The sequence below is a fragment of the Paenibacillus sp. 1_12 genome (assembly GCF_900114475.1).
GTDB lineage: Bacteria > Bacillota > Bacilli > Paenibacillales > NBRC-103111 > Paenibacillus_S.
Genome location: NZ_FOTE01000001.1, coordinates 471,684 through 489,060 on the forward strand (window position 1 = coordinate 471,684; position 17,377 = coordinate 489,060).

18 protein-coding genes and 1 pseudogene are annotated in these 17,377 nt (G+C 44.0%); 3 read left to right on the forward strand and 16 right to left on the reverse strand.

Annotated features, from left to right (window positions below; translation table 11 throughout):
• The 12 genes from BM210_RS02055 to BM210_RS02105 form a co-directional block, all read right to left on the reverse strand.
• Positions 1–882: a ComEC/Rec2 family competence protein gene (locus BM210_RS02055; RefSeq protein WP_091163967.1), complete on the reverse strand. Its 882-nt coding sequence runs from the start codon at positions 880–882 to the stop codon at positions 1–3.
• An 87-nt stretch (positions 883–969) separates the two neighbouring features.
• Entirely contained in the window at positions 970–1,776 is an 807-nt protein-coding gene (locus BM210_RS02060) for a GGDEF domain-containing protein (protein ID WP_256223233.1), read from the reverse strand.
• A gap of 2 nt (positions 1,777–1,778) precedes the next feature.
• Positions 1,779–2,132: a hypothetical protein gene (locus BM210_RS02065; protein ID WP_091163971.1), complete on the reverse strand. Its 354-nt coding sequence runs from the start codon at positions 2,130–2,132 to the stop codon at positions 1,779–1,781.
• A gap of 152 nt (positions 2,133–2,284) precedes the next feature.
• Positions 2,285–2,410: a hypothetical protein gene (locus BM210_RS35525; RefSeq protein ID WP_256223203.1), complete on the reverse strand. Its 126-nt coding sequence runs from the start codon at positions 2,408–2,410 to the stop codon at positions 2,285–2,287.
• 8 nt (positions 2,411–2,418) lie between these two features.
• Complete coding sequence (locus BM210_RS02070; protein ID WP_091163973.1) at positions 2,419–3,684, reverse strand: MFS transporter; 1,266 nt, start codon at positions 3,682–3,684, stop codon at positions 2,419–2,421.
• A gap of 284 nt (positions 3,685–3,968) precedes the next feature.
• Positions 3,969–4,316, reverse strand: coding sequence for a 4Fe-4S dicluster domain-containing protein (locus BM210_RS02075; protein WP_091163974.1), 348 nt, complete (start codon positions 4,314–4,316; stop codon positions 3,969–3,971).
• Positions 4,313–5,920, reverse strand: a complete 1,608-nt coding sequence (locus tag BM210_RS02080) for an FAD-dependent oxidoreductase (protein ID WP_091163975.1) — start codon at positions 5,918–5,920, stop codon at positions 4,313–4,315. The genes BM210_RS02075 and BM210_RS02080 overlap by 4 nt, the downstream gene beginning before the upstream one ends.
• 59 nt (positions 5,921–5,979) lie before the next feature.
• A complete protein-coding gene (locus tag BM210_RS02085) occupies positions 5,980–7,014 on the reverse strand; it encodes an ABC transporter substrate-binding protein (protein ID WP_256223204.1) in 1,035 nt (344 codons plus the stop codon).
• 27 nt (positions 7,015–7,041) lie between these two features.
• Positions 7,042–7,899 carry an ABC transporter permease gene (locus BM210_RS02090; protein ID WP_091163977.1) on the reverse strand — a complete coding sequence of 286 codons (858 nt, stop codon included), beginning with the start codon at positions 7,897–7,899 and terminating at the stop codon, positions 7,042–7,044.
• A gap of 68 nt (positions 7,900–7,967) precedes the next feature.
• On the reverse strand, positions 7,968–8,816 hold the full coding sequence (locus BM210_RS02095) for an ABC transporter permease (RefSeq protein WP_177237622.1): 849 nt from the start codon (positions 8,814–8,816) through the stop codon (positions 7,968–7,970).
• A gap of 21 nt (positions 8,817–8,837) precedes the next feature.
• A complete protein-coding gene (locus tag BM210_RS02100) occupies positions 8,838–9,614 on the reverse strand; it encodes an ABC transporter ATP-binding protein (protein ID WP_091163980.1) in 777 nt (258 codons plus the stop codon).
• Positions 9,615–9,809: 195 nt separating this feature from the next.
• Complete coding sequence (locus tag BM210_RS02105; protein ID WP_091163982.1) at positions 9,810–10,103, reverse strand: 4Fe-4S dicluster domain-containing protein; 294 nt, start codon at positions 10,101–10,103, stop codon at positions 9,810–9,812.
• Between the two features lie 354 nt (positions 10,104–10,457).
• Here BM210_RS02105 and BM210_RS02110 point away from each other — a divergent pair, with 354 nt between their 5' ends.
• On the forward strand, positions 10,458–12,062 hold the full coding sequence (locus BM210_RS02110) for an FAD-dependent oxidoreductase (RefSeq protein ID WP_091163983.1): 1,605 nt from the start codon (positions 10,458–10,460) through the stop codon (positions 12,060–12,062).
• 488 nt (positions 12,063–12,550) lie between these two features.
• On the opposite strand, the gene BM210_RS02115 is transcribed toward BM210_RS02110, so the two are convergent.
• Both BM210_RS02115 and BM210_RS02120 read right to left on the reverse strand, forming a co-directional pair.
• The gene (locus tag BM210_RS02115; protein ID WP_091163985.1) at positions 12,551–12,754 is read right to left on the reverse strand and encodes a hypothetical protein; all 204 of its coding nucleotides are present in this window, start codon (positions 12,752–12,754) and stop codon (positions 12,551–12,553) included.
• A gap of 90 nt (positions 12,755–12,844) precedes the next feature.
• Positions 12,845–13,834 (reverse strand): hypothetical protein, encoded by a 990-nt coding sequence (locus tag BM210_RS02120; RefSeq protein WP_143100978.1) that lies wholly within the window; start codon positions 13,832–13,834, stop codon positions 12,845–12,847.
• Positions 13,835–14,037: 203 nt separating this feature from the next.
• On the opposite strand from BM210_RS02120, the gene BM210_RS35530 reads away from it, so the two are divergent.
• The gene (locus BM210_RS35530; RefSeq protein ID WP_256223205.1) at positions 14,038–14,181 is read left to right on the forward strand and encodes a hypothetical protein; all 144 of its coding nucleotides are present in this window, start codon (positions 14,038–14,040) and stop codon (positions 14,179–14,181) included.
• Positions 14,182–14,418: 237 nt separating this feature from the next.
• On the opposite strand, the gene BM210_RS02130 is transcribed toward BM210_RS35530, so the two are convergent.
• Complete coding sequence (locus BM210_RS02130; RefSeq protein ID WP_143100979.1) at positions 14,419–14,706, reverse strand: hypothetical protein; 288 nt, start codon at positions 14,704–14,706, stop codon at positions 14,419–14,421.
• A gap of 165 nt (positions 14,707–14,871) precedes the next feature.
• Here BM210_RS02130 and BM210_RS36150 point away from each other — a divergent pair.
• Positions 14,872–15,099 (forward strand): annotated as a pseudogene (locus BM210_RS36150) (group II intron reverse transcriptase/maturase); the annotation flags it as partial.
• 79 nt (positions 15,100–15,178) lie between these two features.
• Here the strand turns inward: BM210_RS36150 and BM210_RS02140 are convergent.
• Positions 15,179–16,489: a stalk domain-containing protein gene (locus BM210_RS02140; RefSeq protein ID WP_091163991.1), complete on the reverse strand. Its 1,311-nt coding sequence runs from the start codon at positions 16,487–16,489 to the stop codon at positions 15,179–15,181.
• Positions 16,490–17,377: the final 888 nt, after the last annotated feature.

Here is a 17,377-nt window from a genome sequence, read left to right on the forward strand (position 1 = left end):
CTACTTCCCCTTCCTTTCCGTAGAAATCGTGACGTTGGTTCCATCCGATACCAATGAAACCGTCCCCTGCAGATCATTGCGATACACAACGGCTCCTGCTTTTTTCAGGCGGGATAAGATCGTCTCATCTGGATGCCCATAATTGTTGTCTTTGCCCGATTGAATGATTGCGTATTGGGGGTTCACCTTATTTAAGAAGCTTAAGGAAGTCGAGGTCTTCGATCCATGATGACCAACCCCGAGCACCGTTGCTGACAGATCCACACCCGATTTAATCATATCCTTCTCACTTGCAGACTCTGCATCACCGGTAAGTAAAAAGGAAGTCGTGCCATATGTAATCTTCACCACAGCGCTCATATTGTTGGCATTATCGTACACAGCAGCAGGTCCAATCATCTCCACTTGAACTGCTTTGTCCCAATCCAACGAAAGACCGGCTTTGGCCGTTTGGACTTTAAGCTTTTTATTGCTGATCGATTCCAATAAGGATTCAAAGGTACGGGTATTGGATGATATCTTAGGCATATAGATACTGTCCACAATCGTATGATCAATGACCTTATCCAAACCTCCGATATGATCTGCATCCGGATGTGTTCCGATTACGATATCGAGCTTTTTGATTTGATACTGCTGAAGATAATCCAGCATCATTTGCTCTTTGTCATTATTTCCCGCATCAATCAGCATTGTTTTCCCGGATGGGCTGATCAGCAGCTGACTTCCACCTTGACCAACATCCAAAAATAATACCTGCAGCTTTCCATCTGCTCGCAAAATCGTCGTTGCACCCGCAGATTCAGTGTCCATAGTCATAATAGAACAGCCCGTCATTGCAAGCAGGACGAGACCCATCATCCAAACCTTCCATTGTGCCATACTTAAGTAAACTCTCCTCGTGATGATAGTAGGACATTGGAATTCATAAAAGCCCCTAAGCTAGTTTATAACTCGGAGCCGTTCTTTTCAATGTTTTCCATGTAAAACGCGTTCATCATAAGCAGGCTTTAAGCTGGTTGAAATCATACTGGCCTTGCTGATCATCTCTCTAAAGCTGGATGAAGCGTAATTGTGGTCGAATCCGTTAATATAACCAACTGCTGCCGAAAGGGTAATATTCATCACCTGCATAGGCTCCGACAAGTGCTGAATCAATTTCTCTACTTCCTGCAATTTTTTGGTTGAAATGATGACGAACTCGTCGCCGCCATATCTGCATATGTAATCCTGTTCATTCGTTATGTTCTTAAGCATGGATGAGAAGTGAATCAGCACATCATCACCGACAGGATGTCCGTACCTTTTATTAATCAGACCAAAATCATTCAAATCTATAAATAAAATATGAAACATCCGATTCAACGCAACAAAATGATTAAACACATACTCCATATACGCTGATCGATACAAACCTGTAAGAAGATCCTCGTATTTGCCTAGTGTTGTCTTCAATACCTCTCTGGTTACAATACCTTCCACATGATTTCCATCTTTGACGATCAACCTCTTGACTTGGTGCTGTTCCATCAAGGTAATGGCATCTCCAATAAAGGTTGACTTGGGGATACAGATCGGATTCTCTGTCATAGCGTCTGCGACGATCCGATTCGGATGAACGGAACGTATGTCCTTCGAAGTCACAATACCTGCAATCTTTCCTTCATCGTTCACCACAAGCGAATTGATTCCGAGCTCGTCCATCAGCCTTGCTGCGTATTGAACACTTTTGCCAGAAGTGATGTATTGCAGCTGCTCCGATATCAAATCCTCCACTTTCAATTTAATTCTACCTCCCGCTCAACGAACATTGTAAATTTCAACTCGGCTCGCAGTACCATGCATTCATTCACCATACAATTGGCTTCCTCCATAATAATTTCCAATAACAGCTGTTGATCCATCATTTCCAATAAGGAGCGACGAATTAATATGCCCTCCACCTTGGGATGTTCAATTTTCATTATCGTATATTGTTCGGGGGAAAGTGCTTCCGCCATGCGCATAACAGCTTCGGATCCCACTGGAGCCTGCTTGCCGATGATTAATAAATCCTGCATGGGGGGTAGTTCAAATTCACTGATTACCATGGACAAATTAGCTTTTCGGGAATAAGAAGATTTATTTCTCATCAATGACATCCTTAAACTATTTTGACTTGGGGAACATTAATAAATATGTATTAAATATACATGAAAGTGCTGCCAAAATCCACTATTAAGCTACAAAGATTACCAATTATTAGGTATTAATTACCTGATTATATTTCTCCATATATGGCGAACTAGTCATCTTTAAAAACGATACATGCTTCAATTTCTAATGCCAATTCGTATCGATTTGGATCTAACAAACAGACTGTTCCTTGGCTGTGTCCATCTGCAATTGCAGTCTGTTTGTTATTGTTCATTCAACCCTTCATCCCAATCCCCGCGATGCTGCATGAATCTGCCTTATCCTTTTCGCTTTATACATCATGTAGTAGGCCGCAGCAGAAAAAGCAGTCAAGCCTATATCTATAGCAATCAGTAACTCATAATTGTTAAACATATCGTAGTTAACGCCTCCCAAATACCCCGAGAACACACCGCCAATATGATGCACGAGTATCAATACACCAGTCTGAAGTCCCATCGATTTATAGGAAGTCTGCATAGCTTCCGTTGCTACTAGAATACCTCCAGGAATAGCCCCTAAATAGCTTGCACCAAACAGCAGAGCAAACAAAATCGGCGATAATTCAAAATGCATCATTAAACATGCAAAAGCAATAATTCGAGTGAAATACAGAATAGCTAAAGCTAACAATCTGTTTATACGATCAATAAGGAATGAAAAAAATAATCCCCCTACAATTTCAAGCAAACCAAGCAAGCTCAGAGATGATGCGAATACAGTCTCGTGCACATGTGCAACCTGCTGAATGGCAATGAAATGTCTCTCTACTGTTCCCATATTAAAGCCGCACGTAAACAAAGCAATCATGACGACGACAAGGGTAGGATTTTTGCAATATTGAATGAAGTTAGGAACCCATTTTCTTGCATTCTCTAACAGTTTGAGATCTTTTTTGCTTGGCATTTCCTGATGATGAAGGCCTGCCTCGGCACCAGGCTTTACCCGATTCGGACGGACAAAAAAGAGGATGAAAAAAATCGATCCCCAGCCGATAAGTAATAAAATCCAATATAATTTCATCCAATTCAACCATTCGCTATAATAAACAAAAATGGGAGTCAAAACAGCAAGCCCCAGAGAGCTTGCGCTGCTTGCAATCATCAATGCTTTGGCCCGATGATTGGTAAACCAATCAGATACTAATACGTAAATCGAAGATGCATTCATCCCTCCTAATCCTGAAAGGATGCCAAAACCAATAAAATAACCTACCAAGGTATTTGCGTATAAAACGGTTAAAATAGCAATGTTGCCTATAACACCTGTAAGAAGCATGACCTTTTTGTATCCATATTTGTCTACCAATAAACCACCTATGGGTGCACATAATGCAGAAATGAATATATTTACGGACCACGTTAAACCAAGAAAAGCTCTACCTACATCTAAATATTCCGAGATCTCATTCTGGTAATAAGACTGAACAAAACGACCGATCGATCCAAAAAAACTGAACAACCACAGCAAAGAGATCAGCATCCATGCATAATTTTTTTCCTTTAACATGTTGGACTCCTCCTTAGTTTGCAGTACCTCTTCTCAGGTATTCCAAAGCTGAGCATTTTCAATTCAGGGACATTAAATGTCCCTCATAGACATTTTACGTCCCACAAGGACAAAAAAATATCGATGTACAACCGATATATGCGTGTTTCTCTAATATGAACAATACCTTAAATTGGTAAAAGATACAATACACAAATCTGTTGTCGCGAGCCTATTTTTTTACCTCGACAAGACAAAAAAAAGACCAGCCAATAAGGCCATGGTCTCTAATAGTTAGCTATCCATTATCCCGTGCGTTTTGCGGGTAAAATGCGGTCAATAAACGGGGTCGTATCGATCTCGGCAAGTTTAGTTCGGCCTTTGCCCCAGCCAATGGTCTCTCTCCAACTGCCCAAGAGGTTATCCTCAACTAATTGTTCTTCCGTAGGAGCAGCTTCCAGAGGATCTGCATAAGGAGCAACATAGAGCGCATCCACAGGGCAATAGGCTTCGCATATAAAGCAGGTTTGGCAATCTTCTTGACGTGCAATAACGGGAATCCCATCTGCACCTTTATCGAATACGTTAGTTGGGCATACCTTCACGCATACCGTGCATTGGACGCATCGATCTGAGCTTACGAATTCTATCATCCGCGCACCACCTCCTGTCCGAGCTGCTGTTCCGTCAATTGCTCCGCATGAATCCGAATATGATCAATACCGGAAATGATAAGGCGATGCTGCTGAGCTGTATCCGTTGTTGGGTACTCTTGAAGCATATGCAATCCGCGCGTTTCTTTTCTTTCCAGCGCAGCCGTATACATCCATCTGGCTGTTGCAATCATCCCTGCAACTTCCCTTGTCCGCAAGCGGCCCTGCACCGTAGGCTGCACCGTTCCCTGCATGCCTGCCCACAGCCTGTGCAGGCGCTCCAGTGATTGACGCAGCACAGGCTCGCTGCGGAAATAATTAATGTCCAGCGGAAACACCTCTTGCTGGACAGCTTTCACCAACGCCGCCGAGTCGATCTCTTCCGGCGACTGGTTGCGGCCTGCCAAGCCGTAACGTCCGGCTGGCTGCAATTTCCGCGAGGCGGCGCTGCGCTCCTGGGCCAGCGAGAATCGCGCTGCTCCGGCTCCGGACCAGGTGCCGGAGGAAATCGCCCAGGAGGCGTTGAACGCGCCGCCGCCGGATTTGGCCCCCGTGACACGTTCACGGGTTGCCGCATCTCCTGCGGCATACAGTCCTGGGACGGTGGAGGCGCACTCGTCATTCGTCAAGCGAATACCGCCCGTGCCGCGCACGGTACCTTCATAGCGCAGCGTCAGCGGAAAACGCTGCGTGAACGGATCGATACCTGCACGATCCAACGGCAAGAAGAAAATGGCATGCGATTTGCGCAAAATCTGCTGCTTCTCTTCGGTATCCGCGTGATTAAGCACGGCGTACACGGGTCCTTTACTCAGCATGGTCGGCAAAAAATCGCCAGCCCTTGGACCTCCTCCTTGCAGCACTGTACCCTCCTCCGAAGTATAGGTTGCCCAGTTCAGCAGCCTTCCGCGTGTGACTGTACTGAAAGCTGCACTCGGTGCATATTGTCGGGTGAATTCCATTCCTGACAATTCGGCCCCCAGCTCTGTCGCCATCAGCAGACCTTCACCAGTGAGTACATTGCATCCGAGTCCCTTACTCAAGAAGGCACAACCACCGGTCGCAATAACGACCGCGTTGGCACGTACCTCCCACTCTCCACCATCCAGACGCGATATACCGCGAGCTCCTCCAACGCCGTGCTCATCCACCAAGAGCTCCAACGCAGGCGACTGGTCAAGGATGCGCACGCCAGCTCTACTCACCTGCCTACGCATCAACTTCATATATTCTGGTCCTTGCAGATGATCCCTCAAGGGAACGCCATCCTCGTCACGTCTGAACGGATACCCCCAACCTTCAACCAACACAAGGCTTTCATACACCTGGTCCAGCACCCGATGAATCCACTCCGGCTCGGCCAAATAACCACTTTCCCGATATCTTTGCTGCACGGCCTTCTCACGCAGCTCACGATCCGGAGGAAGATACAATAAGTTGGTTCCTCCTGGCGCTGTAGCTCCGCTCGATCCCAGATACCCTTTGTCGGCCAGAATGACCTTGGCGCCCTGCTTGGCTGCGCTCCAGGCTGCCCAAGCCCCTGCCGGACCCCCGCCGAGTACCAACACATCAGCTTCCATTTGATTGATTGGTGCTGAACTCATACGCCTACCCCCTTGAAGTTGTTACACAGTCAGTGACTTGATTAGCGACAGCTATAGCGTTATTTCAAAATCCATTGATTCAGGTCAAAATCTTTCTCCGCCAGCTTCTCATCAACGAGGAACTTTTTCGTGCCTTCCAGCAGCTTAATGCCTTCATCCGTAAACGGAACATCCTTAATACTGCTGATAGGGGTTACCTTCTTCATAAGCTCAGGCGTGGAATTATTCAATTCCGCCAAAAACTTGTAGTACTCATCCGGCTTCGCTTTCAGGTCGTTCAAAGCTTTTAGACGAATTTCGTTCCAGATCTTAGGGAAATCTGTTTTTTTGCTCAAATAATCTTCAGAAACGACCGTTGCGCTAGTTCCAAGCAAGTTCGGATGCTTCGTTGCATCATCAATCAAGGTATAGCCTTGTTCGATCTGTTTGAGCGCGAACACATCGGTGTTAGTCATCGCATCAATCTCTCCACGAGCCAGCGCAGCTTCCGCATCAACACGCAGCATATGCACAATTTTCACGTCGGTAATATTACTTTCTTTCAGCAATCCTGCCAAGTAACGATGGTGGAAGGAGCCTTTTTGTGTAGAAACCGTCTTACCTTTTAGTTCAGTGAGTGTTTGAGGACCGTTCTTTTTACCGATCAAATACCCGATGCTGCTGATGGACCCTTGCGTAATAAAACGTGTTTTGGCGCCTGTTGATCTGGACAAAATAGCAGGTGTATCACCCAAGCTGCCTACATCCAGACGACCGCTGATTAACGATTCACTTAGATCCGGGCCATTTGGAAATGCCGTTAATTTCACTTCAGTGATACCATATTTTTTTAATTCTTCTTGAAAGATACCTTTATAAAAGCCCCAACCCTCAGCCCCGCCCGGGAAATTCAACTTACTTGTTCCGATATAACCGTAATTTAACGTCGTTGGACCTTTAACAGCCGTGGAGGCAGCCGGCGCAGCTCCAGTTGAAGCCGTCTGTTGTGCAGTACTTCCGCAAGCTTGCGTAAACAACATGATGAGAATAAGTGCCAGAAATCCCCCTGCGTAACGACTTTTAAAAATACCCTGTTTGTTTGCTCCCTTTTTCATTGTGCTCTCCCCTTTTATGTTATTCAATTAACCTTGAAAGCTATCTCTCCATCTTAACCACTTGCTTTCCAATAAACGGACCCCTGTATCCACAAGCTTGCCAATGACAGCAAATATAATGATTCCTACAAAAATGAGCTCTGTATCTGACGTTTGCTTGCCGTAATTAATAAGGAAGCCGATGCCGGCCTGAGAGCCGATGAGCTCTGCTACGACAAGACCGAGCCAAGAAATAGAAACGGATAAACGTAATCCAAGCAAGATGCCCGGCAAGGAGGCCGGAAGAATCAAGCGAAAAATTTGTTTTGTTTTACTGAAATTGAGAACCTGCGCCACTTCAAAAAACTTACGATCGACATTGCGAATCCCTATAAACGTATTGATGTACATCGGGAAAAAAGCGCCGTTCGCGATAATGAATATTTTGGAAACCTCGCCAAATCCAAACCACAGAATGATCAGCGGAGCTATCGCCAAATGAGGGATCATCCGCAGCATCTGAAACGAGGGATCGAGCATAAACTCCAATCGCTGCATAAAGCCGACGAGGAAGCCGAACACAAGCCCCGATACGCCTCCAATAATAAAGCCCACAACAGCGCGCTGCAGCGAAATCGATAAGTGCTGCGTTAATTCACCGGAAACGATCAGCTTTTGAAATTCGGATGTGATGCTGAGCGGCGTTGGTAGAAACGTGGACGAGAACACACCCAAGTCACCAAGTATTTGCCATAGCACCAATATCAATACGGGCAGTATCGAGCCGATAGCAAAATCGTTTAGCTTTCCCTTGAACCATTGGCTGCGAAGGAGCAGCAGTTCTGTCCTATCGGCTCTATCGCTTGGCTGCGACCGTTGTGTTAGTGCTTTGACTACATTGCTCATAAGTGTTCCTTCCTCCTCATGGGTTTGCTTAAATCAAGCTTTTAGAAAGCTTGCATCGTAGGATCGGCTTATCGTCCATTGTAATTTTCCCGCCAAGATAGCCACTTCCGTTCAAGCAACCTAACCAATGAATCGGAGAGAATACCAAACGTTGCAAAGATTAAAATACCAACAAATACAACCGGCGTTTTGGAAAATTGTCTGGCATCCGACATCAGGTAACCGATACCTGCTGTTGAACCCATCAACTCCGCTACAACCAGACCGAGCCAGGATACGCCCAAAGATATACGAACTCCAAGCAAAATATTGGGCAGCGCTGCCGGTAAAATCAGCCTTAGTATCTGCTTCCATTTACTGAAACCAAGTACGCGAGTAACGTCAAACAGCTTGTTGTCAACGCCTCGAATGCCAACGAACGTATTGATGTAAAGCGGAAAAAAGGCTCCTTTGGCGATCAGTAAAATTTTGGCTGTCTCACCAATACCGAACCATAAAATAAACAGTGGGGCTATTGCCAAATGCGGTACCATGCGGATCATCTGTACAGTAGGATCTAATGTTCTTTCCGATCTGCGGAATAAGCCGACAAGTACACCAAAAGCAAGTCCCAAGGCCCCACCCATAAAAAATCCGGACAAAGCGCGGACTAGACTGATTTTTAGATTGTCATACAGCTCGCCCGTCTGTACCAATCGGATACCTGCTTGAAAGATCCGCAGGGGTGTCGGAAACAGCAGCGATGAAATGACGCCCAGATCCCCAAGAATTTGCCACGCGATCAAAAACAGTACGGGAACTAACGCTCCAAGAGCAAAACGGTTTACCCGCTGTTTGAGTTTTTGCTTTCTTTCTGATAAAGCGGGCCTTTGCACATATTCCAATTCAACTGTCGCTAACTGCCTTTGCTGGCTCATCATGATTCCCCCGCTTCAGTTCTAAATACCTGAGCTATCTATTAACTCCAGCTCTTCAATCCGCTCAAACTCGCTCAGCACCTTCAAGCGCAGCTGTTGAAACGACGTCGTTGATTTTTTTCTGGGTATTGGTAAATCAATGGGAACAATATTGCGAATAGCTCCCGGACGAGGCTTAAGAATCACAACGCGATTCCCAAGATAAATCGCTTCATCGATGTCGTGCGTGACGAAAATCATTGTGGTTTTATTTTTTTGCCAAATATCGATCAGCACTTCCTGCATGTGTGTTCTTGTGAATGCGTCCAGCGCCCCGAAGGGCTCATCGAGCAGCAGCACTTTAGGATTCCTAAGTAATGCTCTCGCAATGGCTACGCGCTGCGCCATCCCGCCAGAAAGCTCTCTCGGGAACGATTTTTGGAAGCCTTCCAAACGAACCAGCTCGATAAGCTCATCAACCTTCTTACGCACTTCTGGATCTCGCAGCGAAAGATCGGCAGCTATATTTTTCTCTACAGTAAGCCATGGAAACAATCGCGGTTCTTGAAAAATAAATCCTTTATCGATACCGGGTCCCTTGATCGGCTGCCCGCCAAGTTTTACATCTCCCTGGTATTGGACATCCAATCCCGCGATGATCTTAAGTAACGTGCTCTTGCCGCAGCCACTGGGACCAATAACAGTTATGAACTCGCCTTCCTTGACATGAAGCTGAATGTTGTGAAGCGCTTGAACGGATCCTTTGTTAGATTGGAACGTCTTGTTTAAGTTGTCGATTTTCAGTAATGGTTCAACCATAACGTTCATCCCCTCTGAAAAAATACGGACTATTTTGAAATCAAATTCAAGCAGAACAGTCTCCGTTGGATACGGTAGAAGGCTAATTACTTTAAAACCAAGTTATCCTATCGGATATATAATTGATCATATTAACAGCCTTACCTCATTCTGTCAATACATAAATATTTGTCATATATATGGGGACAATTGAATTTAAGAAACCGATTTTTTTTTGTTCACTGCCCAGCCTACCACAGCTCGATAGCCGCCAATCACCCCTTGCCTTTCCAATTCAGCTTCGTCCAGTTTACTCTGCGGTTCAGGATTAGGGTCCACGAACAAAGCATCAGCAGGGCAGTACAGCTCGCACATAAAGCATGTTTGGCAATCGCTTTGTCTTGCAATAACAGGAATTCCGTTAGCTGTCTTGTCAAAGACATTAGTTGGGCATACCGATACACACATGTTGCATTCAATGCATTTGCTTTCGCTGATGATTTCAATCATGCTGCCATCTCCTTTGGATAAAAAAAGAGACACCCTTCTCTGTAATAAGAGAAGTAGTGTCTCCGCTCGTACGGTAGTCACTTCAATATTGTGTTAAGACAAAATCACCTAATCAAAAGTTAATGCATCGGAATAGATTGAATAATATATTTGTATTCATACATTACCATCTCAAGTCAAAGTCCGTCAATCAATTTCTTTAATTCCCATCAAAATAATCGGAAATATATTGACAGCTCTCTTTTATGGATAGTAGTATATATGCATTACAACAATTCGACCATACCCATGGAGATGCGTTTCTATTGAGACGTGTCTTTTTTATATGCAAATCACAGGCAAAGGAGACACGTTATGAGCAACCATTCCAAAAACAATGAGCGTTCCTTAGAAGCAGATGTACTTATTTTGGGAGGTGGTCCTGCGGGCACTTGGGCAGCTGTTGCTGCCGCCGAAGCCGGGGCATCCGTCATTTTGGCCGACAAGGGCTATTGCGGCACTAGCGGAGCCACCGCGCCGTCAGGCAATAATATCTGGGTGGCGCATCCAGACCCTGAGCTTCATGAGAAAGCCATGCAGGATCGTCATCGGCTAGGCGGTTTTCTATCGGACCGCGCTTATCTGAATCCGGTGCTTGCACAAACCGTTGTAAATAGGTCGCGACTGGAAGCGTGGAAGTTTCCATTTCACTACAATCAGGCGGGAGAGACGATTTACTCACTTCAGGGGCCCGAATATATGAAAATGATGCGTTCGCGTGTGAAGCGAGCAGGCGTAAAAATTATGGATCACTGCCCGGCAACCGAGCTGCTTGCCGATGATGAAGGCGTATGCGGAGCCGCCGGGATCATGCTGGACAACGGGGAACGGTGGAGTGTCAAAGCCCATGCCGTCATCATCGCAACAGGCGGATGCGCCTTCCTCAGCAAAGCACTCGGCTGCAATGTGCTCACTGGCGATGGCTTATTGATGGCTGTTGAAGCAGGTGCCGAGCTATCAGGTATGGAGTTTTCCAACACTTACGGCATCTGCGCAGCGAATTCCTCCGTGACTAAGAACGCATTCTTTTCGTATGGTTCCTACACGTATGAAGACGGTTCGCGAGTTGAGGGCACGGATGCGGCAGATGATGCAATTGTACCCGCCAAAATCTTTACGATCCAATCCGCTATTGCCAAAAAATTAAAGGATCATACGATCTACTGCAAATTTGATAAAGCCGGCGAAGCCATGCGCCCACAGATGCGAAAGGGCCAGCCTAATTTATTTCTAGCCTTTGATCGACTCGGGATTGACCCATTCAAGGATCGTTTCCCTGTTACTTTGCGGCTGGAAGGGACCGTTCGCGGGACAGGCGGAATCAATATCCTCGATCAGACTTGCGCCACACGTGTTCCTGGTCTGTATGCTGCGGGGGATGCTGCTACACGCGAGCATATGGCAGGCGGCTTCTCAGGAGGCGGCAGCCATAACGCAGCTTGGGCGATGTCCTCCGGTGTCTTCTCCGGTCAAGCTGCCGCACGGTTTGCGTCAACACTTGGACAGCATGGAAGAAAGCGCAATTTCAAAGGCTTGGCAGGTGGTTCCGAGACTGGATCGGGTCAACGAACTTACCAGGCTGAGCGTAATACCGATTACATTCGTGCTATTCAAGAAGAAGTTATGCCGTACGATAAAAACTTTTTCCGCTCCGAGACCAAGCTGCGCAGCTCCTTGTCCAATCTGCATGAGGTCTGGTCAGCCCTCCGTGCTACTTCTGCGCCCACTGGCGTGCAGCAAGTCAAATTCCGTGAAGCCACAGCTATGGCCGCTGTCTCCCGATGGATGTATACATCGGCATTAAACCGCACCGAATCACGCGGCATGCATCAGTATGAGGATTATCCGCATCTGGACCAAGCCCAGCAGCGCCGCCTGCTGTCAGGCGGGTTAGATCAAGTATGGGTGAAGCCTCTGTAGGCTGCTCTGATTTATAAAAGATAATAACAAAAGACGCTATTTTCAAAGGGCAAGAGCAAAATTCTTACTCCCAAAATTTGAACAAAGGAACCTTCAAAACCATTTTAAATGGGCTGAAGGTTCTTTTCTTACTGTAATTGCTTGTCTATGGAGGTTAAATTTACTCAAGATCATGTTGTTTAAGATTTGTTTCATCCAAACAAAAAAAGAGACCCGCCAACGGGGCCGAGGTCTCGGGATTTTGATGAGTGTTTGAGTGTTGAGAAGTGAGGAAAAGCTTGCTCTAAACCCTTATGTATCAAGGGTTTAGAGCATTTTTTTTAAAATGGCTACATTTTATTTCCAATGCGCCGCAGAAAACCGAATGGCTCATTTCCTTCCAATTTTCCTTCCAATATCCTCCTAGTAAATCTTAAAGGCACTAAGCAATAGTGCGTTAGTTCCGAGTTTTGGTGATTTTATTACATTAGATCACATATAAACTTTCTTTAATCCCAGATTACCTCTTTTCTTATATTACTGAGGCGAAGAAATCTAAACCATTCATCTGCAAACGATATATTCATTCGAAACATCTCATTGATTTTTTCCAGATCATTCAAGTCCGAGCTCTGGTACGGATCATTTTGAGCGACGACCTTCTGTATAAGTATTAGTGCAATGGTATTGTTTGTATATTTGTTTTTGTTCATTCTCTCAACGATCCCTCAAATGATAGTTTTAGTTCAGAACTGTTGCTCGAATTGTTATTGGTGTTTGAAAAGACATATGCAACGTTCTGCTTAATCCTTCGAATCGGTGTAATATTCTTGTGTTGAAGAACTATCCTGAGCAAATTCATATTTAACAATGCCTAAATCCTTATAGTAATATGCCTTTGTCTTAATAATGCTTTTATTGATTGTTTGAGAGGTTTCCACAACCATACAGTTTTCGAATTTCCGTCCTGATAATTCAACACTTTCGAATCCTTTTAAGACCATTTTCTTTTCAAAGATATCGTCTTTTACTGTATATTCCTTATTGGGTACCATTTTTCCTAATAGAATTACTTTAGGTTCCTTCTCCCACTTAACTTCTTCTTTTGAATTAATCTTACCTACTAACTGAACATCATTATTTTCGTTATATATATAGAGACTTGTTGTTACATCAGACGAGTTTTTTGGTTTCGAAGATATTGCAAATACGTCCTTACCTTCAATCGTTTTTTTGCCAAGATTCTTCTTTATCCAATTTCCGCCTTTTCCATCGGTTGTAGTCATTTCTAATATCTTTTCAACCGGATAATAACCTTTAGTTCCAGTATCAGCCTCAGCTTTAGCATCCGCTTCTGCCTTAGGTTTAGCGTCAGCATCTTTCATAGCTTTTTCATCAGCTTTAACTTTCGCATCGGATTCCTTTTTGGTCTTCTCCTCTACCTTCGCTTTTTCAACAGCATCTTTCTTGTCCTTATCTTCAGCTTCTTTCTTAGCTTTTTCCTTATTCTCAGTTTCTTTCTTTGTCTGAACTACCTCTCTCTCCATTGCCATTGCAGCCTTCTCTTCGGGAGATAACGCTGGGACGGTAGCTACAAAAGCGACAAAAAATACAAGAACAGCCAATCCATAATATAGTAGGACCCGTTTCCTAGTTTTCTTTTCGTTAGTTCCCCACAATATTATGGTCTTTGGTCTAATCAAACCTATAATCAACGCAATGATTGTGAGCAAGGCAAGTAAGAAAAACACAATGGACAATCTTTTCATCTCCTCAACAAATTCTGAATTCATAATATTTCTACAAATAAACACAATATCCTGCATAATATTTGCCAAAAATAGTTGAATAGACCTACTTCTTATAGCCTGCAAAGAAGATGCTGAGAACCTATATAGGGATTGTGCTGCTCCACTAACCTTTCATATTTCTATGGCCATCTTTTTATTTACAGGCTTTATTAAGTACTATTCCCAAAAAGCTGGACGACGCTGCAATGATAGATGGGGCAACAAAGATAGGATTATTTTTTCGGATTATCCTGCCAATTTTAATGCCAATTACCGCGACGGTTCTTATTATGAACGGTGTTTCTATATGGAACGATTATCAATTCACAGTTTTTTTCTGCAAAACTTGAATCTCGCACTATCACCGTTGCCTTATCCACATTCATTGGTGAAAATAATGCCAACATTGGGTGGGTGGCAGCCGGTTCATTATTGGCAGCTCTCCAGTATTTCCATGTACTTATTCATGCAAAATTACTTTATATAATATATGGCTTCGGGGGCCGTGAAAGGATAATTGTGGAGATGGAGTGCCCAACAAATAGGGCTTTCTCAAAAGCCTCCGGCGGTTCTATTACATCGGCCCTTCAATCCATCATAAAGTCCTTAAGCTTCTTCAATATCTCCATACCATCTTTTGTCCCAGCTAAATACATCCATTCTTTTTCGACTGCATTACGAAAATTGGAATACTCGTCCCACTCCAGTAGCATTTGATACTGCGAATCTGTCAGTTCGCCACTTAGTTGCTTCATTAGTCCTTCTTGCTTACGGTTCAACAATTCGATTTGATTTTGTCTTCCAGCAGCTAACGCTAATTCATTGAATCGTTGATCCCATGCAGGTTTCATCCAGTCTGGCCATGGTTGCCTCAACAATAAAAATCCCCTCCCAAAGAAGGTAAAGTGTTGTTGATGATAACTTGGGAAGACAGGAAATGACAAGTGTTTCATATCGCCTACTTACGATAAATCATTTAAAATATTATTAAAATCATCTAGTGGTCTATCTTTAGGATAGTTCTGCATCAATTTATAATGATTCGTCGCTGGCTCCGCATGTGCCAATGGAAGCAGTGGAAACGAGTGCGCACCCGAATCCGCGAGCTTCGAGCACTTGGTTTACCGGAGTGGGCATGCTTCGTCATGGCCAACTCGAGGCGAGGCGTATGGGAAATGTCTCGAAACAGAAACAATGCCCTTTCGACTTCCTACTGGGAAGTGAAAGGGCTGAACAGTTTACTTACTCGTTACTTAGAGCTTAGTTGATTCTTAGAAGCGTAGGTGTGCTTTCCATACTGCACCTTGATGCCATTGACGACTTCACCTGAATCAACCACAGGCGGTTTTACTCTGAGCTAGTAATGGTGGCTGTGTAGGTTGGTGCATCCCACTTAACGTCTGCTCCGATAGATTCACTTGCAAAACGTAAAGGTACGTAGGTTGAACCCTCGATGGTGAACGGTGCTACTGTCAGAGTAATCATATTACCATTGACTGTCGCTGTTGTACTGCCAATGGTCAGTTTTACGATAGTTGCCCCTTTTGTAATTGTTACCGTCTGGGTTGCTTCTTCCCAACCAATTTCAGAGCCAAGCTTCTCGAATACCCCACGTAGAGGGATAAAGGTGCTTCCGTCTACGATTCTAGCTGTAGGGTTTAAAGTTACCATTTCACCGTTGATATACACACCGACATTATCTTTGTTGAACTTTACTGCAGAGATTGAACCACTAGGAGTCGGCTTAGTAGTGCCTGTGGTTGGCGGTGCAGTTGGTGTGGTGACTGGCTCTGCCATAGTAGTGAAAGACCAAGTTTTATTTAGTGTTTTCCCTTCATCAGCACCTAATTCCGGTACATAGTTGACGGAAATAGTGTACGTCTCATTGTAGGCTAATTCAGTTTTAGGAAATAAGAACCATTGTGATTTCCACTCTGTAAAGTAAGGGATACTTTCCCCCTTACTGTTTTTGATAGTCGCCTTTAATTCTTTTATGCGTGGGACGTAATCAGGTGAGAAGGAAATGATATAACCCGACTTAGTCAGACCAAACTGTGTTAAGGGATTCGGATCTTCAAAACCGTAGAAACCTACCCCTACTCCAGTTTGACCATCATAAGGGTAAACTGAGTGGACTACTTCTGTGTTTTGTGCTACATATAGGAAGTTTATGTTTTTACCCGAAATACCGACACCTATTTCAGATAATCTCGGATTTACTAACGGTGTTCTGTGGTACGCAGAACCTAAGAATGTATCTAGTGCTTCTATAGCGGTATCGACATGAAACGTTAAACCTTCGCCTGCCTTCTTAGCGTAGGCTTCTGGTGCTCCCACTGCTGCAACACGTTGTTTAGCATCTTCGCCAGTAAACTTTTTTGACCCTTTTACTTCTGAGTGTTCCTTGCTATTATTTGCTGTTAGATAGTCCGCATGGTTTTGCGCCGCTTTCACCAAGTACGGATTCAATGTAACTTCTTTAAGCCCCATCTTCTTTCGAGTGGCGTTTAGGTAACTTAGTGCCTCTTTTGCTTCTTTGGAATACTCGAGGTCAGATGATGTGGCAGATACTGGATCAGTGGATGCTGCAAGTGCGCTGTTACCCCCAAGCAGGACTGATAATGCAATTGCTACGGATGCTAACTTATTGATTTTCATTTTAACCCTCCATTGTTGTTTTCGTAGTGTTTGTAGTCTCTAGCAACCTACTTGTTTATCTGTTAGCGGAAGGGACAGAAGGAAAATGTGTCCATCTACTAGGTTAGTCGTTATTAAATGCTAGTTGGCAATCCCCAAAAGATCTGACCAGTATGAATGTTTTTCATCATTGGGCTATCTTGATCAGTGCAATAATTGTTAGTACATTTACGGTAAGTGTGTGTCACCTCACCAGTTCTGCGCTTCACTTGACCGCATTGCTCAGCTGCCTCGTTGAAGGAAATATCATTATGATAAGTAGATTCTCTTAATAGATGTAGTACCTATGAAAACTTCATTTTGTATTTAGTAGTATTTCCCTATCAATCTTACCTTCAAAGTCAACATGATTCAACTATCTTCGAGTCTTTTCAACATAACTGACTACCAAAAAATGATAATTGCGGTAATAATACACCCTCTCAGATTGGTATTTATTCCCTTATTTGGGGTATTTGCAATATTACTATATCAATAAACTCTTGCTTGAATAATACAAAAAAAACATCTAATTCTCTCGATTAATCGGGAGAATTAGATGCTTGATTAAGTCTAACTATCAGGTAAAGATGGCGTTAAACCACTACTTTCTCACTACCGACACACAGCACTCCACATGTGCTGTATGCGGGAACAAACCCCATTATTATACCTTCTGTTATAGTGCCATGAAACCGCATAGAACCAGGGTTTTTCATACTCGTTTGTGTTCTTTTATATTGATTTGTTACCCTTGATGTTGATGTTTTACATCAGATTTACATCAAGAATCCTGTAGTGTAGAACTACTTAACTTAACAAGGGTACACTTAAACAATTTCCGCACAAAAGTATTTTTTAATAACATCG